Source organism: Rhizobium sp. AC44/96, assembly GCF_001692185.1.
In the GTDB taxonomy this organism is placed as follows: domain Bacteria; phylum Pseudomonadota; class Alphaproteobacteria; order Rhizobiales; family Rhizobiaceae; genus Rhizobium.
Genome location: NZ_LXKO01000003.1, coordinates 164,216 through 185,299, shown reverse-complemented (window position 1 = coordinate 185,299; position 21,084 = coordinate 164,216). Strand labels below are relative to the sequence as shown.

The 21,084-nt window shown below is 59.7% G+C and carries 22 protein-coding genes; 14 read left to right on the top strand and 8 right to left on the bottom strand.

Features of this window, described 5'->3' with window-relative positions; all coding sequences use genetic code 11:
* The first annotated feature begins 8 nt into the window (after positions 1–8).
* Positions 9–698, top strand: coding sequence for a L,D-transpeptidase (locus A6U87_RS07595; RefSeq protein ID WP_065690659.1), 690 nt, complete (start codon positions 9–11; stop codon positions 696–698).
* Between the two features lie 77 nt (positions 699–775).
* Here the strand turns inward: A6U87_RS07595 and A6U87_RS07590 are convergent, their stop codons facing one another.
* The 5 genes from A6U87_RS07590 to hslV form a co-directional block, all read right to left on the bottom strand.
* Positions 776–2,947 (bottom strand): malate synthase G, encoded by a 2,172-nt coding sequence (locus tag A6U87_RS07590; RefSeq protein ID WP_065690644.1) that lies wholly within the window; start codon positions 2,945–2,947, stop codon positions 776–778.
* Positions 2,948–3,047: 100 nt separating this feature from the next.
* A complete protein-coding gene (locus A6U87_RS07585) occupies positions 3,048–4,451 on the bottom strand; it encodes a cytochrome P450 (protein ID WP_065690643.1) in 1,404 nt (467 codons plus the stop codon).
* 50 nt (positions 4,452–4,501) lie between these two features.
* Complete coding sequence (locus A6U87_RS07580; protein ID WP_065690658.1) at positions 4,502–5,449, bottom strand: DUF1402 family protein; 948 nt, start codon at positions 5,447–5,449, stop codon at positions 4,502–4,504.
* Positions 5,450–5,638: 189 nt separating this feature from the next.
* Positions 5,639–6,943 (bottom strand): ATP-dependent protease ATPase subunit HslU, encoded by a 1,305-nt coding sequence (gene hslU / locus A6U87_RS07575; RefSeq protein WP_065690657.1) that lies wholly within the window; start codon positions 6,941–6,943, stop codon positions 5,639–5,641.
* Positions 6,944–7,018: 75 nt separating this feature from the next.
* Positions 7,019–7,543, bottom strand: a complete 525-nt coding sequence (gene hslV / locus A6U87_RS07570; protein WP_065690642.1) for an ATP-dependent protease subunit HslV — start codon at positions 7,541–7,543, stop codon at positions 7,019–7,021.
* Between the two features lie 178 nt (positions 7,544–7,721).
* On the opposite strand from hslV, the gene hisB reads away from it, so the two are divergent.
* Genes hisB through coaA form a run of 7 tightly spaced genes read left to right on the top strand, consistent with a single transcriptional unit; the run spans position 7,722 to position 12,379 of the window.
* The gene (hisB, locus tag A6U87_RS07565; protein ID WP_065690641.1) at positions 7,722–8,330 is read left to right on the top strand and encodes an imidazoleglycerol-phosphate dehydratase HisB; all 609 of its coding nucleotides are present in this window, start codon (positions 7,722–7,724) and stop codon (positions 8,328–8,330) included.
* A gap of 23 nt (positions 8,331–8,353) precedes the next feature.
* A complete protein-coding gene (locus A6U87_RS07560) occupies positions 8,354–8,836 on the top strand; it encodes a DUF2628 domain-containing protein (protein WP_065690640.1) in 483 nt (160 codons plus the stop codon).
* Positions 8,836–9,486 (top strand): imidazole glycerol phosphate synthase subunit HisH, encoded by a 651-nt coding sequence (hisH, locus tag A6U87_RS07555; RefSeq protein ID WP_065690639.1) that lies wholly within the window; start codon positions 8,836–8,838, stop codon positions 9,484–9,486. Before A6U87_RS07560 ends, hisH begins: the two co-directional genes overlap by 1 nt.
* Positions 9,487–9,512: 26 nt before the next feature.
* Entirely contained in the window at positions 9,513–10,262 is a 750-nt protein-coding gene (hisA, locus tag A6U87_RS07550) for a 1-(5-phosphoribosyl)-5-[(5-phosphoribosylamino)methylideneamino]imidazole-4-carboxamide isomerase (RefSeq protein WP_065690638.1), read from the top strand.
* A complete protein-coding gene (gene hisF / locus A6U87_RS07545; RefSeq protein ID WP_065690637.1) occupies positions 10,259–11,047 on the top strand; it encodes an imidazole glycerol phosphate synthase subunit HisF in 789 nt (262 codons plus the stop codon). The genes hisA and hisF overlap by 4 nt, the downstream gene beginning before the upstream one ends.
* A 16-nt stretch (positions 11,048–11,063) precedes the next feature.
* Entirely contained in the window at positions 11,064–11,384 is a 321-nt protein-coding gene (locus A6U87_RS07540) for a phosphoribosyl-ATP diphosphatase (RefSeq protein ID WP_065690636.1), read from the top strand.
* Positions 11,384–12,379: a type I pantothenate kinase gene (gene coaA / locus A6U87_RS07535; protein WP_065690635.1), complete on the top strand. Its 996-nt coding sequence runs from the start codon at positions 11,384–11,386 to the stop codon at positions 12,377–12,379. Before A6U87_RS07540 ends, coaA begins: the two co-directional genes overlap by 1 nt.
* On the opposite strand, the gene A6U87_RS07530 is transcribed toward coaA, so the two are convergent.
* The 3 genes from A6U87_RS07530 to A6U87_RS07520 form a co-directional block, all read right to left on the bottom strand.
* Entirely contained in the window at positions 12,376–12,987 is a 612-nt protein-coding gene (locus A6U87_RS07530) for an alpha-ketoglutarate-dependent dioxygenase AlkB (RefSeq protein WP_065690634.1), read from the bottom strand. The genes coaA and A6U87_RS07530 overlap by 4 nt on opposite strands.
* A 1-nt stretch (position 12,988) precedes the next feature.
* Entirely contained in the window at positions 12,989–13,423 is a 435-nt protein-coding gene (gene arfB, locus A6U87_RS07525) for an alternative ribosome rescue aminoacyl-tRNA hydrolase ArfB (protein ID WP_065690633.1), read from the bottom strand.
* 97 nt (positions 13,424–13,520) lie between these two features.
* Positions 13,521–15,131, bottom strand: a complete 1,611-nt coding sequence (locus tag A6U87_RS07520; RefSeq protein WP_065690632.1) for a phosphoenolpyruvate carboxykinase — start codon at positions 15,129–15,131, stop codon at positions 13,521–13,523.
* Positions 15,132–15,473: 342 nt separating this feature from the next.
* Between A6U87_RS07520 and A6U87_RS07515 the strand changes: the two genes are divergently transcribed.
* From A6U87_RS07515 to ahcY, 6 genes are all read left to right on the top strand, one after another.
* Positions 15,474–16,202, top strand: coding sequence for a response regulator transcription factor (locus A6U87_RS07515; protein ID WP_198928687.1), 729 nt, complete (start codon positions 15,474–15,476; stop codon positions 16,200–16,202).
* Between the two features lie 106 nt (positions 16,203–16,308).
* On the top strand, positions 16,309–18,072 hold the full coding sequence (locus A6U87_RS07510) for a sensor histidine kinase (protein ID WP_244499441.1): 1,764 nt from the start codon (positions 16,309–16,311) through the stop codon (positions 18,070–18,072).
* A complete protein-coding gene (locus A6U87_RS07505; protein ID WP_065690629.1) occupies positions 18,069–18,521 on the top strand; it encodes an HPr kinase/phosphorylase in 453 nt (150 codons plus the stop codon). Before A6U87_RS07510 ends, A6U87_RS07505 begins: the two co-directional genes overlap by 4 nt.
* Before the next feature lie 153 nt (positions 18,522–18,674).
* The gene (locus A6U87_RS07500; protein WP_037064533.1) at positions 18,675–19,076 is read left to right on the top strand and encodes a PTS sugar transporter subunit IIA; all 402 of its coding nucleotides are present in this window, start codon (positions 18,675–18,677) and stop codon (positions 19,074–19,076) included.
* Between the two features lie 15 nt (positions 19,077–19,091).
* On the top strand, positions 19,092–19,370 hold the full coding sequence (locus A6U87_RS07495) for an HPr family phosphocarrier protein (RefSeq protein ID WP_065690628.1): 279 nt from the start codon (positions 19,092–19,094) through the stop codon (positions 19,368–19,370).
* Between the two features lie 165 nt (positions 19,371–19,535).
* Positions 19,536–20,936: an adenosylhomocysteinase gene (gene ahcY, locus A6U87_RS07490; RefSeq protein ID WP_065690627.1), complete on the top strand. Its 1,401-nt coding sequence runs from the start codon at positions 19,536–19,538 to the stop codon at positions 20,934–20,936.
* Positions 20,937–21,084 lie beyond the last annotated feature (148 nt).

Genomic DNA, 21,084 nt, shown 5'->3' with positions numbered 1-21,084 from the left:
AGACATCCATGCGCATCCGCAATGCAATTCCTGTATTCGGCCTGATCGCGACGCTCGCTCTGGCCGGTTGCTCCACCACTTCCGAAAGCGCTTCCGTCGAAAACAAGACCGCCGCTCCAGGGCCGACGGTCCAGACAGCGCAGATCTTCGACGACGCCTACGGGGTCACGTCGGATGCCGGCTACTCGCTCCCTGCGATCCCGATCCAGAAGGTGAAGCCACAGTTCCATCGCCAGGTTGTCTCCTATGAAACCACCGAACGTCCGGGCACGATCATCGTGAACACCCGCGAACGCTTCCTCTACTATATCATGCCCGGCGGCAAGGCGATGCGCTATGGCATCGGCGTCGGCAAGCAGGGCTTTGCATGGGCCGGCACCGCCTACGTGGCCTGGAAGCAGGAATGGCCGACCTGGCATCCGCCGAAGGAAATGGCTGTCCGTCGTCCTGAAATCGCCAAGTACGTCGAAGACGGCATGGGTCCGGGCCTGAGCAATCCGCTCGGCGCACGCGCCATGTATCTCTTCAACGAACAGGGCCAGGACACCCTCTTCCGTCTGCACGGCACCCCGGAATGGGCGTCGATCGGCACGGCTGCTTCCTCCGGCTGCATCCGCCTCATGAACCAGGACGTCATCGACCTCTACAGCCGCGTTCGCCCAGGCAAGGCGACGTCCAAGGTCATCGTTATCCAGTAAGCTGGACCTGAAATCTGGTATAAAGAAGGCCGCCGAAACCTGGTTTCGGCGGCCTTTTCTATTTACTCCACCGGCAATCAGGCGGCCTGCTTCGCCTTCAGCTCGATACGGCGGCGGTGCAGGACCGGTTCGGTGTAGCCATTCGGCTGCTCCCGGCCCTTCAAGACGAGTTCGAGTGCGGCCTGGAAGGCGATCGAACCGTCGAAATCGGCTGCCATCGGATGGTAGAGCGAATCGCCGTCATTCTGCTGATCGACGACGGCCGCCATTTTCCTCATCGTCTCGACAATCTGGGCTTCGGTGACGACCTTGTGGTGCAGCCAGTTGGCCATATGTTGGGCGGAGATGCGCAGCGTCGCACGGTCTTCCATCAGGCCAACGTTGTTGATATCAGGCACCTTCGAGCAGCCAACGCCCTGATCGACCCAGCGGACGACGTAACCCAGAATACCCTGTGCGTTGTTGTCCAGCTCGCGCTGAATCTCCTCCGGCGTCCAGTTCGGGCGGACGGCAACAGGCACGGAGAGAATGTCGCTCAGCTTGGCGCGGGCGCGATCCTTCAAGCCCTTCTGAACTTGTGCGACGTTGACGCGGTGATAGTGCGTCGCGTGCAGCGTCGCGGCCGTCGGCGACGGCACCCAGGCGGTGTTGGCGCCAGCCTTCGGATGAGCGATCTTCTGTTCCAGCATCGCCGCCATGAGATCCGGCATCGCCCACATGCCCTTGCCGATCTGTGCATGACCGGCCAGACCGCATTCAAGGCCGATATCGACGTTCCAGTTCTCGTAGGCGGCAATCCAGGCGGCCTGCTTCATGTCGCCCTTGCGGATCATTGGGCCCGCCTCCATCGAGGTGTGCATTTCGTCGCCGGTGCGGTCGAGGAAGCCCGTGTTGATGAAGACGACGCGCTCGCGCGCGGCGCGAATGCATTCCTTGAGGTTGACCGTCGTGCGGCGCTCCTCGTCCATGATCCCCATCTTGATGGTGTTGCGCGGCATGCCGAGCGCATCTTCGACGCGTGAGAAGATCTCGACAGCGAAGGCGACTTCCTCAGGCCCATGCATCTTCGGCTTGACGACGTAGACAGAGCCGGTGCGCGAATTCTTGCGGCGGCCATTCGGGCCAATATCGTAAAGCGCGATCATCGCCGTGATCATCGCATCCATGATGCCTTCCGGCACTTCGTTGCCATCGCGATCAAGGATAGCCGGATTCGTCATGAGGTGGCCGACATTGCGGATCAGCATCAGCGAGCGGCGATGCACTTCGAACGGCGCGCCATTCGGGCCGGTGTAGTCAAGGTCCGGATTGAGCTTGCGGATGAAGCTGGAGCCGCCCTTGGAGACCTCTTCCTGAAGATCGCCCTTCATCAGGCCCAGCCAGTTGCGATAGACCTCGGTCTTGTCGTCCGCATCGACCGCGGCGATGGAATCTTCACAATCCATGATCGTCGTGATCGCCGATTCAAGCCAGACGTCGGAAATGTGCGCAGCATCGCTCTTGCCGATAGCCGTCGAGGCATCAATGAGGATGTCGATATGGATCCCATTGTTCTTGAGGAGGATGCTGGTCGGCGCGGCCGGCTCACCCCGATAGCCGGCAAAATGTGCCGAATCGGCCAGTGAGACATCTTCTCCGTCTGTCGATGAGATGGCGAGCGCACCGTCCTTGATTACAAAGCCGGCAACGTCCTTCCAGCTCCAGTCGGCCAGCGGAGCTGCCGTATCAAGGAAATCGCGAACCCAGGCGATGACCTTTTCGCCACGCTTCGGATTGTAGCCCCTACCCTTCTCCGCGCCGTCGCTCTCTGGAATCGCATCGGTTCCATAGAGCGCATCGTAAAGCGAACCCCAGCGGGCGTTGGCGGCGTTCAGCGCATAACGGGCGTTCATGACGGGCACGACAAGCTGCGGGCCGGCGATCGAAGCGATTTCCGGATCGACATTGGTCGTCGTCACCTGGAAGTCGGAACCCTCGGGAAGCAGGTAGCCGATCTCGCGCAGGAAAGCTTGATGAGCCTCCATATCCGTCGGCGCACCATGCTGGCGGTACCAGTCATCGATACGCAGCTGGAGCGCATCGCGCTTGGCCAGAAGCTCGCGGTTCTTCGGCGCCAGATCATGAACGATCGCCGAGAAATTGGAGAAGAACTTGTCCGCATCAATACCAAGGCCGGGCAACGCCTCCTCGACGAGAAAGGCGTGAAGGACAGCTTCGATCGCAAGACCGTTTTTATCGATGCGGCTCATACAGATATCTCCTCGGACAATGGTAGCTTTTCGCATGCTGCCACTTTGCCCGGCTTTCATTGATAGTCAATTATGCAATAGTTAGAAAGATTTATGCCTATTATGGCAACACTCGGGGTGTGACACGCATCGGAAGGCCATTTTGCGGCTGCGTCGTCAACTTCTGAACAGGCCATGGCTTGGTTTGCTCGGTGACATCAAAGCGGAAACGATGCATCAGCACCGCCAGTGCAATCACCGCTTCCTGCAACGCGAAGGTCGCGCCGATGCAGACACGCGGGCCGGCACCAAACGGCAGAAATTGGAAACGACCGATCTTGCCACGGTTCTCTGGCAGGAAGCGCTCCGGCATGTAGGCGCGTGGCTTTTCCCAGTACAGTTCATGGCGATGCAGGGTCCAGGGCATGATGAGGACCGTGACGCCGGCTTCGATCTCTAAGGTCTCGCCCTTGGCGTCGGTCCAACGATCGGGAGCAATCGCGGCACGGTTGATTGATGGAGCTGGCGGATAAAGGCGTAAAGCCTCCTCGAACGCAGCGCGCGTGTACGGCATCAGGTCCAGCCATTTCACCGGCTCCGCACCGGTTGCCAGAACGCGGTCGATTTCCTCCTCCATAGCGTCGCGGATATGCGGTGTGTTGGCGACACAATAGAGTGTCCAGGCCAGCGCACGCGCCGTCGTTTCATGGCCCGCGCCAATAAAGGTCAGGACGTTGTCTTCGATCTCGGCATTGGTGAGGCCACCGCTCGCGGCCTGATCCAGCAGCAGGGTCAGAAAATCCTCGGGCGTCGTCGCCCGATCGGCCTGCATGCGCCGAAGACGGGCATCCATTGTCTCGCGGACGATGTTGCGAAACTTGTCCAGCACCTTCTGGCCGCCTATGCGGGTAAGGCGCGGAACCCAGGACGGCGCCCGCAAAAGATCCATGGGATCAACGCGGCCCATGCGATGGAGAAGCGCATTCACATCATCGGCAAAGCTGTCGGAAGAGGTGACGATTTCGCCGGAAAACAGCGTATCAGCAAGGATGGCGAAGGTGAGTTCAGCCATATCGCTGGCGATGTCGAATGTCTGCCCGGCACTATCAGCCGTTTCATATTTGCGCGCATATCCCTCCGATTGACGAAGCATCTGTCCGGCAAAGCCGTTGGCATGGCGCGGTGTAAAGACGGGCGCAACCGCCTTTCGAGACCGCTTCCAGACCTCGCCCTCGGCCGTCAGCAATCCATCGCGAAGGATCGGGCGCAGGATAAGCTGGCGGATATCGGACATGCGATAGTTCGCAGCGTTGTCGACGAGGACATGCTTGATCAGTCCGGGATCGTTGACGATCAGCATGTTTTCCCGGAAGAAGCGCGTCTTGATCCAGGGCAGCGTGTAGGAGGGCTCACCCCACAGTTCGAGCGGGTTGCGCAGAATGGTGCGGATGATTTCAAGCCGGCTCGGCGGCACCGTGCGCGGAACGGGCGCTGGCGGAACGAACGGATCTGGACGCATGTCCATATGATACAAGCCTTTCGCGGAAGATTGTCGCCCTCCCGGTAAGGCTAGAACTAGAGCAGGCGCTCCAGCTCGTCCAGTTTGTCGTTGATCAGCCAGCCGTAATAGTTCTCTTCCGGCCAGACAGTCTGCCCCGAGGCACGATTCTTGGCCGCAAGCGCCGACGCGCGCTGGCGCGAGTTGCCGAGATTGTAGAGCGTCGCCGTCAGACCCGGATTGTTTGAGATATCCATGCCGGCAATCTGCTTGTAGTCGTCGATCGAACGGCGAACGGCGGCAGCAACAAACGCCAGCGAGATATCCGGCTGCATGATTGCCTTGTAGACGCTGCCTGCGTCCTTTTCGTTCAGCTTCTCATAGCCCGATACCTTGGTGACAAGATCGGAGAGCATCAGAGCCGTCAGCGGGTTGATCTGGCCGAGGCCGAACGTCTGGCCGGCGTAGAACGGCTGGAAGAACACGGCACTGAAACGATTGTCCGGGAAGCTCTTGCCATCGACGGTCTTGCCGCGGAAGTCGCTTTCCCACAAATCCTCGCGGCAGCTCCACAGCGTGTAGGAATCCGTCTTTCCGTTGCAAGCGGCAAACTGCGGCCGCTTGATGAAATCATCGACGTCTTCGCCGCCATAGGCGAAGCGGAAGCTTTCGCCCGCATAGGAAGCCGCTTTCACATAGTAGGACTGCAGCCGGTCATAGGCATCGACATTATAGGTGTGTTCGCCGACGATGGCGCCGATGACGTGGATCGGGTCGACGCCGTAGGCAGCCGATACCTTCTTGATCTTGGCCATCAGCTCATGATCGGTGGCAAGAAGCTCGTGGACCTTGTCGTACTTGCGGTCGAATGACGTCTTCGTGCCTTTGGTCCGGCGCACGGAGGCGCCCGGCACGCTCGGCTGTTCGGCATTGCGATTGCCTGGCGGCACCACCTGCATCGAAAAAGCGGGCGCCGCGGTAAAAACCGTGGCGGCAATCAGAAGGCTTGTCAGAAGGCGTCGCACGATCAGCGTTCCCATCGTTCCTGGCATTGGTCGGCAAGCGCGCTGACTGGACCACAATCTTGGCCGAATAATGCTGGCGCTGACAACAAAACGGGCCCTTCACTAAAAAGTAAAAGGCCCGTTGTCGAGAGTTCAGATGGTCAAAGTGCCGGCATCACCCCAGTAAAGACGAAGACCGATGCTTCGGCATCACAGGATGAAACGCGACAGATCCGTGTTCTGCGCGAGATCGCCGACATGCTTGCGAACATATTCGGCATCGATGGTTACAGCGGTGCCCCCGCGATCCGGTGCATTGAACGAAATTTCGTCCAGCACACGCTCCATTACCGTCTGCAGACGGCGGGCACCGATGTTTTCGACCGACGAGTTCAGGTGAACGGCAACATCGGCCAGAGCGTCGATACCGTCATCGGTGAACTCCAGCGTCAAGCCTTCCGTCTCCATCAGCGCCTTGTACTGCCGGATGAGGCTTGCCTCGGTTTCAGTCAGGATGCGGCGGAAGTCTTCCTTGGTGAGAGGCCTGAGCTCGACACGGATCGGCAGACGACCCTGCAATTCGGGCAAGAGGTCCGACGGCTTGGAGACGTGGAACGCACCCGACGCGATGAAGAGCACGTGGTCGGTCTTCACCGGCCCGTACTTGGTCGACACCGTGGTGCCTTCGACCAGCGGCAGCAGGTCGCGCTGCACGCCTTCGCGCGAAACGCCGGCACCCATGCCGCCATCACGGGCAGCGATCTTGTCGATCTCGTCGAGGAAGACGATGCCGTCGTTCTCGACAGCCCGCACCGCCTCACGCTGGATGACCTCGTTGTCGATCAGCTTGTCCGACTCGTCGCGGATCAGGTCTGTATAGGAGGCCTTGACCGTCGTGCGAACTTTCTTCGTGCGACCGCCCATGGCCTTGCCGAACATTTCCGACAGGTTGATCATGCCGATGCCGCCCTGCATGCCGGGGACATCGAAGCCGCCCATGCCGGTGCTGGTATCGGCCACTTCAATGTCGATTTCCTTGTCATCGAGCTCACCGGCACGCAGCTTCTTGCGGAAACTGTCGCGTGTCGCCGGCGATGCGGTCGAACCGACCAGCGCGTCAAGCACGCGTTCCTCGGCGCTCATATGTGCCTTGGCCTCGACCTCGGAACGCTTCTTTTCACGCGCAAGGCCGATGCCGACCTCGACCAGATCGCGAATGATCTGCTCGACATCGCGGCCGACATAGCCGACTTCGGTGAACTTGGTGGCTTCGACCTTGATGAACGGAGCGCCAGCGAGCTTGGCGAGACGACGGGAGATCTCCGTCTTGCCGACGCCGGTCGGGCCGATCATCAGGATATTCTTGGGCATCACCTCGTCGCGCAGGCTCTCATCGAGCTGCTGGCGGCGCCAGCGGTTGCGCAACGCAATGGCCACGGCGCGCTTGGCGTCATGCTGGCCGATGATGTGACGGTCCAGCTCGGAGACGATTTCTCGGGGAGAAAAATTGGTCATGGTATCCTCTTGGCTTTCCTGTTCCGGCCGGCCGGCTTCGGCCCGGCCCACAGGACCCTTTTTGCAAGATGGTCGTTACTCGGCGTCGAGTGTTTCGACCACGAGGTTGTGATTGGTATAGACGCAGATGTCTGCGGCGATATCGAGTGCGCGACGGGCGATCTCTTCGGCGGACTTGTCGCTATCCATCAGTGCGCGGGCGGCGGCGAAGGCATAGTTGCCACCAGAGCCGATCGCGATGGCGCCGTGTTCGGGTTCCAGGACATCGCCGTTGCCGGTAATTGCCAGCGTCACCGACTTGTCGGCGACCAGCATCATGGCTTCGAGATTGCGCAGGTACTTGTCGGTACGCCAGTCCTTGGCGAGCTCGACGGCGGCGCGCATCAGTTGGCCGGGATATTGCTCGAGCTTCTTTTCCAAACGCTCCAGCAACGTGAACGCATCGGCTGTGGCACCCGCGAAGCCGGCAATGACGTCGCCCTTGCCGATACGGCGCACCTTGCGGGCATTGCCCTTCATGACGGTCTGGCCGAGGCTGACCTGACCGTCGCCCGCCATGATGACCTTGCCGCCCTTTCGAACTGTAATAATCGTTGTCATCGAATACACCTTAGCCCGTCAGGCGGGCTATTACCTCGGGCCGCACATCGGCCCTGTTGAGCCCTATGTAAGTTGGCAAATGCCGATTGCAATTGGCTTCGATTTCTCCCGTCGCGCTTCTGGATATTTCGCGGCTTGCCTGATATGGAACCCGCGTATTTCCGCATGGAGCAGCCACATGGCCGAGATCGCATCAAGCCGCACGGGATCCGTGTCCCGCAAGACGAACGAAACTTCGGTATCCGTTTCCGTCAATCTCGACGGCACCGGTAAAGCGAAGATTTCGACGGGCGTCGGCTTCTTCGATCATATGCTCGACCAGCTGTCACGACATTCGCTGATCGATATGGAGATCGAGACCAAGGGCGACCTGCATATCGACGACCACCACACCGTCGAGGACACCGGTATCGCGATCGGTCAGGCCATCGCCAAGGCACTTGGCGATCGTCGTGGCATCACGCGCTACGCCTCGATCGATCTGGCCATGGACGAGACGATGACGAAGGCCGCCGTCGATCTTTCCGGTCGTCCGTTCCTCGTCTGGAACGTTGCCTTCAGCGCGCCGAAGATCGGCACCTTCGATACCGAACTCGTTCGCGAGTTCTTCCAGGCCCTGGCCCAGAACGCCGGCATCACCTTGCATATCTTGAGCCATTATGGCGCCAACAACCACCATATTGCCGAGACATGCTTCAAGGCCGTTGCCCGCGCGTTGCGCACGGCGACAGAGATCGATCCGAGGCAGGCGGGCCGTGTACCCTCGACGAAGGGCACGCTCGTCTGAGCCCCTTCAGGGAGCTTGACGATATGACTTCCAGCTATCTGGTTCTGACGGCTCCCGGCGGAGCCGATATCACCCACGAGAAGACGCGGATCATCCGCGACGGCTTCACCGTGCTCGGCTTTCTCTTTCCGTGGATCTGGCTTGCCGCTCACCGCCTTTGGCTGCACGCCGTTGCCGCCTTTCTCCTGCAGAGTCTGGGCGGAGCGCTGATGGATCAGCCCGGACTTTGGCCGTTGGGCGCTGCCATTTCCTTTGGCACGAGCCTTCTGGTCGCGCTCGAGGGGCAGAACGCCCGTATTCGCAACCTGCTTTCGAAGGGCTGGGAAGAGGATGCGCTTGTCTCCGCCGATTCGCTCAGTGTGGCGGAAGAGATCTATTTTTCTGAAATTCAGACCGAACTGGATAGCGAAAGCCGCGTCCCCTCGCCGCACTGGAACAGTGCGTCCCGTGGCGACCGCGGCAATGCCACATCGCTCGGTCTCTTTGGTTTTGATGGAGGGCGCTGATGCGCGTCGCAATTATCGACTACGGTTCGGGCAATCTTCGCTCGGCAACGAAAGCCTTCGAACGTGCCGCCCGCGAAGCCGGTATCGATGCGGTCATAGACCTCACGGACAAGGCCGAGAACGTTGCCGCTGCTGATCGCGTGGTGCTTCCCGGCGTCGGCGCCTATGCAGACTGCCGGCGCGGCCTCGATGCCGTTCCCGGCATGACGGAGATGCTGATCGAAGCGGTCGAGAAGAAGGCCCGGCCTTTTCTCGGCATCTGCGTCGGCATGCAGCTGATGTCCTCGCGTGGACTGGAGAAGACAACGACCGAAGGCCTTGGCTGGATTCCCGGCGATGTCGTCAAGATGACGCCGGATGATGCCGACCTGAAGATCCCGCAGATCGGCTGGAACACGCTTGATCTTCAGCGAGCTCATCCCGTTTTTGACGGAATTCCGACCGGGCCGGACGGACTGCACGCCTATTTTGTCCATTCCTACCATTTGGCCGCTCAGAACCCCGAGGATGTGATCGCAACGGCTGGCTACGGCGGACCGATCACCGCCTTTGTCGGCCGCGACAACATGGTGGGTGCCCAGTTCCATCCGGAAAAGAGCCAGAAACTCGGCCTCGCCCTGATTGCCAATTTCCTGCGCTGGAAGCCCTGAGCTCGCGCATTCCAAGGACAGACAGAATGATCCTATTTCCCGCCATCGATCTCAAGGACGGCCAGTGCGTTCGCCTCAAGCTCGGCGACATGGAGCAGGCGACGGTCTACAATCCCGACCCCGGTGCACAGGCCAAAGCCTTTGAGGACCAAGGCTTCGAATGGCTGCACGTGGTTGACCTGAACGGTGCCTTCGCCGGCGAAAGCGTCAATGGCGCGGCTGTCGACAAAATCCTGAAGTCAACGAAGAACCCGGTTCAGCTCGGCGGCGGCATCCGCACGCTCGATCATATCGAAAGCTGGCTGTCCCGCGGATTGACCCGTGTGATCCTCGGTACCATTGCCGTGCGCGATCCTGATCTCGTCATCGAAGCCTGCAGGAAGTTTCCGGGCCATGTTGCCGTCGGCATCGACGCCAAGGGTGGCAAGGTGGCCGTCGAGGGGTGGGCCGAGGCGTCCGAACTGGGGATCGTCGAACTGGCCAAGAAGTTCGAAGGCGCCGGCGTTGCCGCGATCATCTACACCGATATCGATCGCGACGGCATTCTGACCGGTATCAACTGGGATTCGACGCTGGAACTCGCAGACGCGGTGTCCATTCCGGTGATTGCCTCCGGCGGTCTGGCCTCGATCGACGATGTGAAACGCATGCTTCGTCCGGACGCCAGAAAGCTCGAAGGTGCCATTTCGGGCCGGGCGCTCTATGATGGCCGGATCGATCCCGCGGAAGCGCTGACATTGATCAAGGCGGCACGGGCAAAGGAGACTGCGCAATGACCCTCAAGGCTCGTGTCATTCCCTGCCTCGACGTCAAGGACGGCCGCGTCGTCAAGGGCGTCAACTTTCTGAACCTTGTCGATGCCGGCGATCCGGTGGAAGCGGCAAAGGCCTATGACGCCGCAGGCGCCGATGAACTCTGCTTCCTCGACATCACCGCATCCTCGGACAATCGCGAGACGATCTTCGATGTCGTGGCGCGCACGGCCGAGCAGTGCTTCATGCCGGTCACCGTCGGCGGCGGTGTCCGCACGATTGCCGACATTCGCAAGCTGCTGCTTTGCGGTGCCGACAAGGTTTCGATCAACTCGGCCGCCGTCAGCAATCCTTACTTCGTGGCCGAGGCCGCGGACAAGTTCGGCGACCAATGCATTGTCGTCTCTATCGACGCCAAGCGCCGGCTGACACAGGCTGTTGGCGGCAACAATATCAGCGCCTGGGAGATCTACACGCATGGCGGCCGCAACGCGACAGGGATTGACGCGGTGGACTTTGCCCGCAAGATGGTTGAACGCGGCGCCGGCGAGCTACTGGTCACCTCGATGGACCGGGACGGAACAAAAGTCGGCTACGATCTCGAACTGACGCGGGCGATCGCCGATGCGGTCAGCGTTCCCGTCATCGCCTCTGGCGGCGTCGGCGATCTCGATGATCTAGTAGCCGGAGTCAAGCAAGGGCACGCAACGGCCGTTCTTGCCGCCTCCATCTTCCACTTCGGCACCTATTCCGTCGGCGAAGCCAAGCGCTATATGGCTTCCAACGGCATCGCCATGCGTCTCGACTGAGCTTGAAAGCAAAGCCATGAACCAATTTACCCTGTTCGACCTGGAAAAGATCGTTGAAGAGCGGTCAAAAGCCTCGCTGGAAGAGTCGTGGACCGCAAAACTGGTCGCCGCCGGGCAGCCGAAAGCGGCGAAAAAGCTTGGCGAAGAGGCTATCGAAGCCGTAATGGCTGCCGTGACCGACGACCGTAGCAACCTCATCTACGAGGCTGCTGACGTTCTTTATCACCTATTGGTCGTATTGAAGGTTGCGGGGATTCCGTTGCAAGATGTCATGGCGGAACTTGAGCGTCGTACCGCTCAATCCGGCCTCAAGGAAAAGGCCAGTCGGCAAAGCTGATGAGCATCGCACGACAGATTACGGGAGCGACTGAAGCGCTCGATCACTTCCAGGCGAATTCCTATTCGCCCTACCACTTCTTTTCATCGGACGAATGGGCACGCTTCCGGGCCGATACGCCGCTGACGCTGACGGCCGACGAGGTGAAGCGACTGCGCTCGATGGGTGACCCCATCGATCTCGATGAAGTACGGCGCATCTACCTATCGCTGTCGCGCCTGCTTTCAGCGCATGTGGAATCGTCGCAGCTGCTGTTTGAACAGCGCAACCGCTTCCTCAGCCTTTCCAATGTAGCGAAGACACCCTTTGTGATCGGCATTGCCGGTTCCGTGGCGGTGGGCAAATCGACGACGGCGCGCATTCTGAAAGAACTGCTGCGTCGCTGGCCTTCAAGCCCGAAGGTCGATCTGGTAACGACGGACGGCTTTCTCTATCCGAACGCCGTGCTGCAGCGTGAAAACCTGATGCAGCGCAAGGGCTTTCCCGAGAGCTACGATACGGGAGCGATCCTTCGCTTCCTCGCAGCGATCAAGGCCGGGCAGCCGAATGTAAAGGCGCCGTCCTACTCGCATCTGGTCTATGACGTGCTGCCGAACGAGCACAAGATCATCGACCGCCCTGACATTCTGATCTTCGAAGGCATCAACGTGCTGCAGTCGCGCGACCTGCCTGCGGGCGGCAAGATCGTACCGATGGTCTCCGACTTCTTCGACTTCTCGATCTACATCGACGCGGAAGAAAGCCGGATTCACAACTGGTATGTGACGCGTTTCATGCGGCTGCGAGAGACGGCGTTTCGCGATCCGAATTCGTTCTTTCACCGCTATGCCTCGATCAGCGAGGAAGAGGCGATTTCTATCGCCGAGGGCCTCTGGGAAAACATCAATCTCAAGAATCTGCGCGAGAATATCCTGCCCACCAGGCCCCGCGCCGATCTGATCCTGCGCAAGGGACAAAACCACCTCATCGAGCAGGTGGCGCTTCGAAAACTCTAGAGCGTGACGCGGCGTAGCGTCAGATTGATGCGGCCGCCGTTCTTCAGCAATGTCGACGTTGCCGGATAAATGCGATCCACGCCGTGAAAACACATCCGGCCCGCGGAGCCGAGCACGACGATATCGCCGCTCGAGAGCCTTAGGGATAGCGATTTGTCGGTGCGTTGCACCCCGCCGACGCGGAAAAGGCAGGCGTTGCCAAGCGAGATCGAAACAACGGGCGCAGCGAGATCCTGTTCGTCCTTGTCCTGATGCAGCCCCATGCGCGCGTCATCCGAGTAGAAATTGACGAGGCAAGCCTGTGGCGGCTTGTCATAGCCGGACACGTCACTCCAGATATCCAGAAGCTCTTGCGGCATATCCGGCCACGGTCTGCCGGTTACCGGATGCGTTGGCTGGTAGCGATAGCCACGCTCCTTGTCCGTGACCCAGCCGAGCGGGCCGCAATTGGTCATGCGCACAGACATCGGCTTTCCCGTGCCTGGCATCACGGGCACGAATAGCGGTGCCTCGACGACGATCGCGCGGATGATGTCGACCAGTGCTTCCTGCCTGGAACGGCTCAGATATTCCGGACTGTGACGAACACCATTCGGCAGCTGCAGCATGTCAATCTCTGGCTGGGCGCCCGCGCATCTTCTTGACTTCGGCACGGCCCGATTTCGCCTTGAGCCTGCGCTCCACCGAGCCTTTGGTCGGTTTGGTTTTCTTGCGAGGCGGCGGCGGCGGCTTGGCGGCATCGAGGATCAATTCCTTCAGCCGCTCGCGCGCATCCTCGCGGTTGCGGTCCTGGCTGCGAAACCGGCTGGCCTCGATCATCAGCACGCCCTCCTTCGAGAGGCGCCTTCCCGCAAGCTTGATAGCGTTTGCCTTCACTCGCTCGTTAAGCGCGGGCGAGGCCTGGATATTGAAGAACAGCTGAACGGCTGTCGAGACCTTGTTGACGTTCTGGCCGCCCGGACCGCCCGCCAGAACAAACTGTTCCGTCAGCTCCCACCCTGCGATGGTGATTCGATCGTTGATGTAGAGAGGGTCGCTGGCCATGGGATGTCTATCTCATATCGCCGGCTGGTTGGAAACAAGCAAAACCCGGCCTCTCAAGGCCGGGTTTCACGTGAATCATCAATGCGTTGTTGCTTATTTACTCAGCCGCGATCCGAAAACCCGGGGCCGCATCGCGCACCCCGCCATCGACATGCTCCTCGAACTTGGCGAAATTCTCGATGAACATGGCAACGAGCTTCGCTGCCTGCGCATCGTAGGCGACCGGATCCTGCCAGGTCGAACGCGGATCCAGAATGCCGCTATCGACGCCCGGCACGACAACGGGAACGCCGAAACCGAAGTTCGGATCAGCCCGAAGATCGGTCTTGCCGAGGTCGCCGGAAAGCGCGGCGGCGAGAAGCGTGCGTGTTGCCTTGATCGGCATACGCTTGCCGGTGCCGTAAGCACCGCCGGTCCAGCCGGTGTTGACCAGCCAGCATTCGACACCGTGACGACCAATCAGGTCCTTCAGCAGATTGCCGTATTCCGAGGGGTGGCGCGGCATGAACGGGGCGCCGAAGCAGGTCGAAAACGTTGCCTCCGGCTCCGTGACGCCACGCTCGGTACCGGCCACCTTGGCGGTGTAGCCAGAGAGGAAGTGATACATTGCCTGGTCCGGCGTCAGCTTGGCGATCGGTGGCATCACGCCGAAGGCATCGGCCGTCAGCATGATGATCGTTTTCGGGTGCCCCGCGAGGCCGGTCTTCGATGCATTCGGAATGAAATCCAGCGGGTAGGCACAGCGCGTGTTTTCCGTCAGCGAGCCATCATCGAAATCGGGCTCGCGAGCGGAATTGAGCACGACGTTTTCGAGAACCGTCCCGAAACGCTGCGTCGTTGCGTAGATTTCCGGTTCTGCTTCCGCCGAGAGGCGGATCGTCTTGGCGTAGCAGCCACCTTCGAAATTGAAGATGCCGTCCTCGCCCCAGCCGTGCTCGTCGTCGCCGATCAGCGTGCGGGCAGGATCTGCCGACAGTGTCGTCTTGCCGGTGCCCGAGAGACCGAAGAATACGGCCGCATCGCCATCCGGCCCAACGTTTGCCGAGCAGTGCATCGGCATGACGCCCTTTGCCGGCAGGAGGTAGTTGAGCACCGTGAACACCGACTTCTTCATCTCGCCGGCGTAGAACGTGCCAGCAATCAGGACTTCGCCATTCGTGAGATCGCAGGCGATGACCGTCTCGGTGCGGCAGCCGTAGCGTTCGGGATCAGCCTTGAAGGTCGGAAGATTGATGATGGTCAGCTTCGGAACGAAGCCTTCCAGCGTGGAGCGCTCCGGACGGATCAATAGGTTGCGGATGAAAAGCGAGTGCCAGGCGAGCTCTGTTACGACGCGCGTCGGCAAGGCGTTGTTTTCATCGGCGCCACCGATCAGATCCTGAACGAACAGGTCCTTTCCGGCTGCATGCGCCAGCATATCCCGCTTCAGCAGAGCGAAATTCTCCGGCGACATCGGCTTGTTGTTGTCCCACCAAATCTGGCCGTCCGTGTTGGCATCGCGAACGACGAACTTGTCACGTGGGGACCTGCCGGTGTGCTGGCCAGTCAGGGCGCGCAAGGCTCCATGAGCGGTGAGTTCGGCCTCGCCCCGGCGAATCGACTCTTCATAGAGGTAGGCGGCGGTAAAGTTATAGCGAGCGCTATTTGCGCTCCCCAAACCGATCGTCGCCAGCTCTATCGCCGGGTTGTGGACTCCGAACAGCTCCATGGTCTTTCCCTTCCCTTGAGGCTCGTGCCGTTAAGAAACTGAGCGGGACCGTACGGGCAGGATTTTTAAAACGCAATAGGCCGAAATCAATAAAATATAGTAATATCAATTATTTAATCGATTTAAATTATTGCCGATTATTTTAAATCGTTTGAATTCGGCTAGGCAGGTTCAATTTGTCGCACAACCAAAAGCTGTCTTCAAAACTTTGAAACAATCCTCCCCTTTATCTTTGCCACAATTTGTTCCACCTTTATCCCCATAAGCGCATCCGGTTCAGAGAGGCCGGCTAGGGGACCTTCAAATTCCTGGAGACGCGCATAGATGACGGAGACGAATACCATGCCGACAATCGCGCTCGTTGATGACGACCGCAACATCCTCACTTCAGTATCGATTGCGCTGGAGGCAGAAGGATATAAGGTCGAGACCTACACGGATGGCGCTTCGGCCCTCGATGGTCTTCTCGCACGGCCGCCGCAGCTGGCCATTTTCGACATCAAGATGCCGCGCATGGACGGCATGGAGCTGTTGCGCCGCCTGCGCCAGAAATCGGACATGCCGGTGATCTTCCTCACCTCGAAGGATGAGGAGATCGATGAACTCTTCGGCCTGAAGATGGGCGCCGACGACTTCATCACCAAACCTTTCTCGCAAAGACTGCTGGTCGAGCGCGTTCGCGCCGTGCTGCGCCGTGCATCCAGCCGCGAGGCCGCGGCTGCAGCCGGCGGCGTTGCGCCGAAGCCGGGCGCGGCCCAGCTCGCGCGGTCTCTGGAACGTGGTCAGCTGGTGATGGACCAGGAGCGGCACACCTGCACCTGGAAGGGCGAACCGGTGACGCTAACGGTTACCGAGTTCCTGATCCTGCATTCGTTGGCTCAGCGTCCAGGCGTCGTAAAGAGCCGCGACGCCTTGATGGATGCCGCCTATGACGAGCAGGTCTACGTCGACGACCGAACCATCGACAGCCACATCAAGCGGCTGCGCAAGAAATTCAAGATGGTCGACACCGACTTTGATATGATTGAAACGCTCTACGGAGTGGGGTACCGCTTCCGCGAAGCAGCCTGACGCCCAAGCGGTGCGGCATACGAGAATTGTAGAGAGCTGAGTTCGCGACCTGCGGACCGCTCTCCGAAAGGGCCTGTCGTTGGCACAGTTGGTGCAGGAAAGGGATCTGGATGACGTGGAGGGCGTAAGCGGCCGCCGCGTCAGGGGAAGGCGTTGGTCACATCCCTTTACGATCATCCGCCGGATCTTCGGCAATGCGGTCTTTTCCAGCCTGACGCGCCGTATTCTTTTCTTCAATCTTGCGGCGCTGGTCGTGCTCGTCGGCGGTATTCTCTACCTCAACCAGTTCCGCGAAGGGCTCATCGACGCCCGCGTCGAGAGCCTGTTGACGCAAGGCGAGATTATCGCGGGTGCCGTCTCGGCCTCCGCCTCTGTCGACACCAACTCGATTACCATCGATCCCGAGAAACTGCTGGAACTGCAGGCCGGACAAAGCATTACGCCTGTTCCAAACGACGAGGACCTCGAGTTCCCGATCGATCCGGAGAAGGTGGCGCCAGTGCTGCGCCGACTGATCTCCCCTACGCGTACACGCGCCCGCATCTTCGACGCCGACGCCAATCTGCTGCTCGACTCGCGCCATCTTTATTCGCGTGGGCAGGTGCTGCGCTTCGATCTGCCGCCCGTCGAGGATCAGGAGCAGACCTGGGGCGAATGGTTCACGACGATTTTCAACAAGGTGCTGCAACCCGGCAACCTGCCCCTTTACAAGGAAGCGCCCGGCGGTGACGGCTCGATCTATCCAGAGGTCATGAACGCGCTGACCGGTGTTCGCGGCGCCGTCGTCCGCACCACAGAGAAGGGCGAGCTGATCGTTTCGGTTGCTGTGCCTATCCAGCGCTTCCGCGCTGTGCTTGGCGTTCTTCTCCTATCGACCCAGGCGGGCGATATCGACAATATCGTCCATGCGGAACGCCTGGGCATCATGCGCGTGTTCGGTGTTGCGACGCTCGTCAACGTGTTGCTCTCGCTGGTGCTGTCTTCCACGATCGCAAATCCGCTGCGCCGCCTGTCGGCCGCCGCCATCCGCGTCCGCCGCGGCGCCAAGGAACGCGAGGAAATTCCTGATTTCTCGGCGCGCCAGGACGAAATCGGCAACCTGTCGATCGCACTGCGCGAGATGACGACTGCGCTTTACGACCGCATCGACGCGATCGAGAGCTTTGCCGCCGATGTCAGCCATGAACTCAAGAACCCGCTGACATCGCTGCGCAGCGCGGTCGAGACATTGCCGCTCGCGAAGTCGGACGATTCAAAGAAGCGTCTCATGGATGTTATCCAGCACGACGTGCGCCGCCTCGATCGCCTCATCAGCGATATCTCTGATGCCTCGCGCCTCGACGCCGAGCTCGCCCGTGTCGACGCCGGATCAGTCGATCTTGAGATCCTGCTGCGCGATCTCGTCGACGTGTCGCGCCAGATCCACAACCGCAAGAAAGAGGTTCAGATCGAATTCGCGATCGAGCGGAAGCCTGGTGTGAAAACCCGTTTCGTCGTCAATGGGCATGACCTGCGCATTGGCCAGATCATCACCAACCTGATCGAAAATGCGCGCTCCTTTGTCGCCGACCATGAAGGCAAGATCACTGTCAGGCTGGTGCGGACCCGCTCGCGCTGCATTGTCTATGTTGAGGACAACGGTCCTGGTATACAGGCCGAGGATATCGATCGCATCTTCGAGCGCTTCTACACAGACCGCCCCGAATCCGAAGGATTTGGCCAGAATTCCGGCCTCGGGCTTTCGATCAGCCGGCAGATCGCCGAAGCACATGGCGGCTCGCTGCGGGCGGAAAACATCATCGATGCGGAAAGCGAGAAGATTGTCGGCGCTCGATTCATTCTCGCCCTGCCCGTCGATACGACCGCATGACCGACGCACCGTCGAACATCCACGCCACCGCTATTGTCATCGGCAAGACCGGCCTTCTGTTCCTCGGGCCATCGGGGTGGGGGAAGTCAATGCTTGCCTTCACCTGCATCACCGAGGCGCAACGGATGAACATCTCTTCCATGCTTGTCGCTGACGATCAGGTGCTCATCTCCCGGCGCGGCCAAAACGTGATCGCGCAATGTCCACCGACGATCGCTGGGCTCATCGAACTTCGCGGAACCGGCATTGTCCGGGTGCCTCATATCGACGAAGCGCGGATGCACTATGCGGTCCTGCCCGGCAACGTTACAGGAGAAGATCGCGTTCCGCCTGCAAATGAACGGTCGGTCGTCGCTGAGGGCATCGACCTCCCGGTCGTTCGATTGCTGGCCACCGCACCGCTTCCTTTGGCTGTCCTGATGGCAGCGCTGCCCGATATTGGACGATAATGCCTCTCAAATCAGCAAATCCGGCCCATAAAGTCGTATTTTTGTCTTGCACTTCGGCTTTTCATCGCCAAGATGTGCCCCCACGGTGGACGCGATTGCTGCATTGCGATATTGGGCCCACCGTTTGCATACGCCACTAGGAGCAGTAATATCATGATCGGACTTGTGCTTGTCACTCATGGCAAGCTGGCTGAAGAGTTTCGTCATGCGGTCGAACACGTCGTCGGTCCTCAGAAATTCATCGAAACGGTCTGCATCGGCCCCGAAGACGACATGGATCAGAGGCGGCAGGATATTCTCGAAGCAGTGGCGAGTGCCGACGATGGTCACGGCGTCGTTATTCTGACGGATATGTTCGGCGGAACACCGTCAAACCTGGCGATATCGGTGATGAGCAGCGGCCACACCGAGGTCATTGCCGGCATGAATTTGCCAATGCTGATCAAGCTTGCGGGCGTGCGTGGCGAAAACAACATGGAAAAGGCGCTCGTCGAAGCATCCGAGGCCGGCCGCAAATACATCAATGTTGCCAGCCGCGTTCTCAGCGGCAAATAACGAGCTCTGCGCCCCATGACCTCCCCGCTCTCCCGCGAAATTCTCATCATCAACAAACGTGGTCTGCACGCCCGTGCTTCGGCCAAGTTTGTGCAGACGGTCGAGACCTTCGATGCTGCAATCACCGTTTCAAAGGACGGGATGACTGTGGGCGGTACTTCGATCATGGGTTTGATGATGCTCGCAGCCAGCCCGGGCTCCAGCGTCGTCGTCTCGGCGAGCGGCAATCAGGCTGCACAGGCGCTCGAGGCGCTCGACGAACTGATCCAGAACAAGTTCGGCGAAGAGATGTGAGCGATCCGCTCATATAAACATATAAAGACTTCTTTATATCATTATTGCCTTCGTCACGGAAGCCTGCTAAACGGCGACCATAGCCGCGTTCCGCGCGGACATATCGCGGCGTGACCATTTCGCGCCTTCGCCTTTTTGAGACGCTTTTCAGCCCGGAGAATCCCAATGAGCACTGAAAAAGACTATGTCGTCGCCGATATCGGCCTTGCAGACTTCGGTCGTAAGGAGATCACCATCGCCGAAACCGAGATGCCGGGCCTGATGTCCTGCCGCGCCGAATTCGGCGAAAGCAAGCCGCTGAAGGGCGCGCGCATCACCGGCTCGCTGCACATGACGATCCAGACCGCCGTTCTGATCGAGACGCTGGTCGCACTCGGCGCCGAAGTCCGCTGGGCATCGTGCAATATCTTCTCGACGCAGGACCATGCGGCGGCTGCTATCGCAGCGTCTGGCGTTCCGGTCTTTGCGATCAAGGGCGAGTCTCTCGAAGACTACTGGATCTACACCGACAAGATCTTCCAGTGGACCGATGGTGGCCTCTCCAACATGATCCTCGACGATGGCGGCGACGCCACGATGTACATCCTGCTTGGCGCCCGTGCGGAAGCCGGCGAGGACGTTCTGTCGAACCCGCATTCTGAAGAAGAAGAAATCCTCTTCGCACAGATCAAGAAGCGCCTTGCCGCTTCGCCGGGCTGGTTCACCAAGCAGCGCGACGCGATCAAGGGCGTCACCGAAGAAACCACGACCGGCGTCAACCGCCTGTACCAGCTCAGCCAGAAGGGCCTGCTGCCCTTCCCCGCTATCAACGTCAACGACTCCGTCACCAAGTCGAAGTTCGACAACAAGTACGGCTGCAAGGAATCGCTGGTCGACGGCATCCGCCGCGGTACCGACGTGATGATGGCCGGCAAGGTTGCCGTCGTCTGCGGTTACGGTGACGTCGGCAAGGGTTCGGCTGCTTCGCTTCTAGGCGCCGGCGCTCGTGTGAAGGTCACCGAAGTTGACCCGATCTGCGCGCTGCAGGCCGCTATGGATGGTTTCGAAGTTGTCACGCTCGAAGACGTCGTATCGACCGCTGACATCTTCATCACCACGACTGGCAACAAGGACGTCATCCGCATCGACCATATGCGTCAGATGAAGGATATGGCGATCGTCGGCAACATCGGCCACTTCGACAACGAGATCGAAGTTGCTGCGCTGCGTAACCTGAAGTGGACCAACATCAAGCCGCAGGTTGACCTGATCGAGTTCCCGAAGGGCAACCGCATCATCCTTCTCTCCGAAGGCCGTCTGCTCAACCTCGGCAATGCGACGGGTCATCCGTCCTTCGTCATGTCGGCCTCGTTCACCAACCAGACGCTGGCGCAGATCGAGCTCTTCACCAAGCCCGGCCAGTACCAGAACCAGGTGTACATCCTGCCGAAGCACCTCGACGAAAAGGTCGCTCGCCTGCATCTCGAAAAGCTCGGCGTGAAGCTGACGCAGCTTTCCGAAGAGCAGGCAGCCTATATCGGCGTGACGCCGAAGGGCCCGTTCAAGTCCGACCACTACAGATATTAACCAATAATTCAATATCCACAACATCTAGAGGGTCCGGCATTGACAAATGCCGGGCCCTTATTTTTTGCCGTGCACCTTCCCGCCGATTCCCTTCCGAAGTATTGTTTTAGAACTCGATTCGTGGCCACGGACGTGTCCGTTTGCTTCG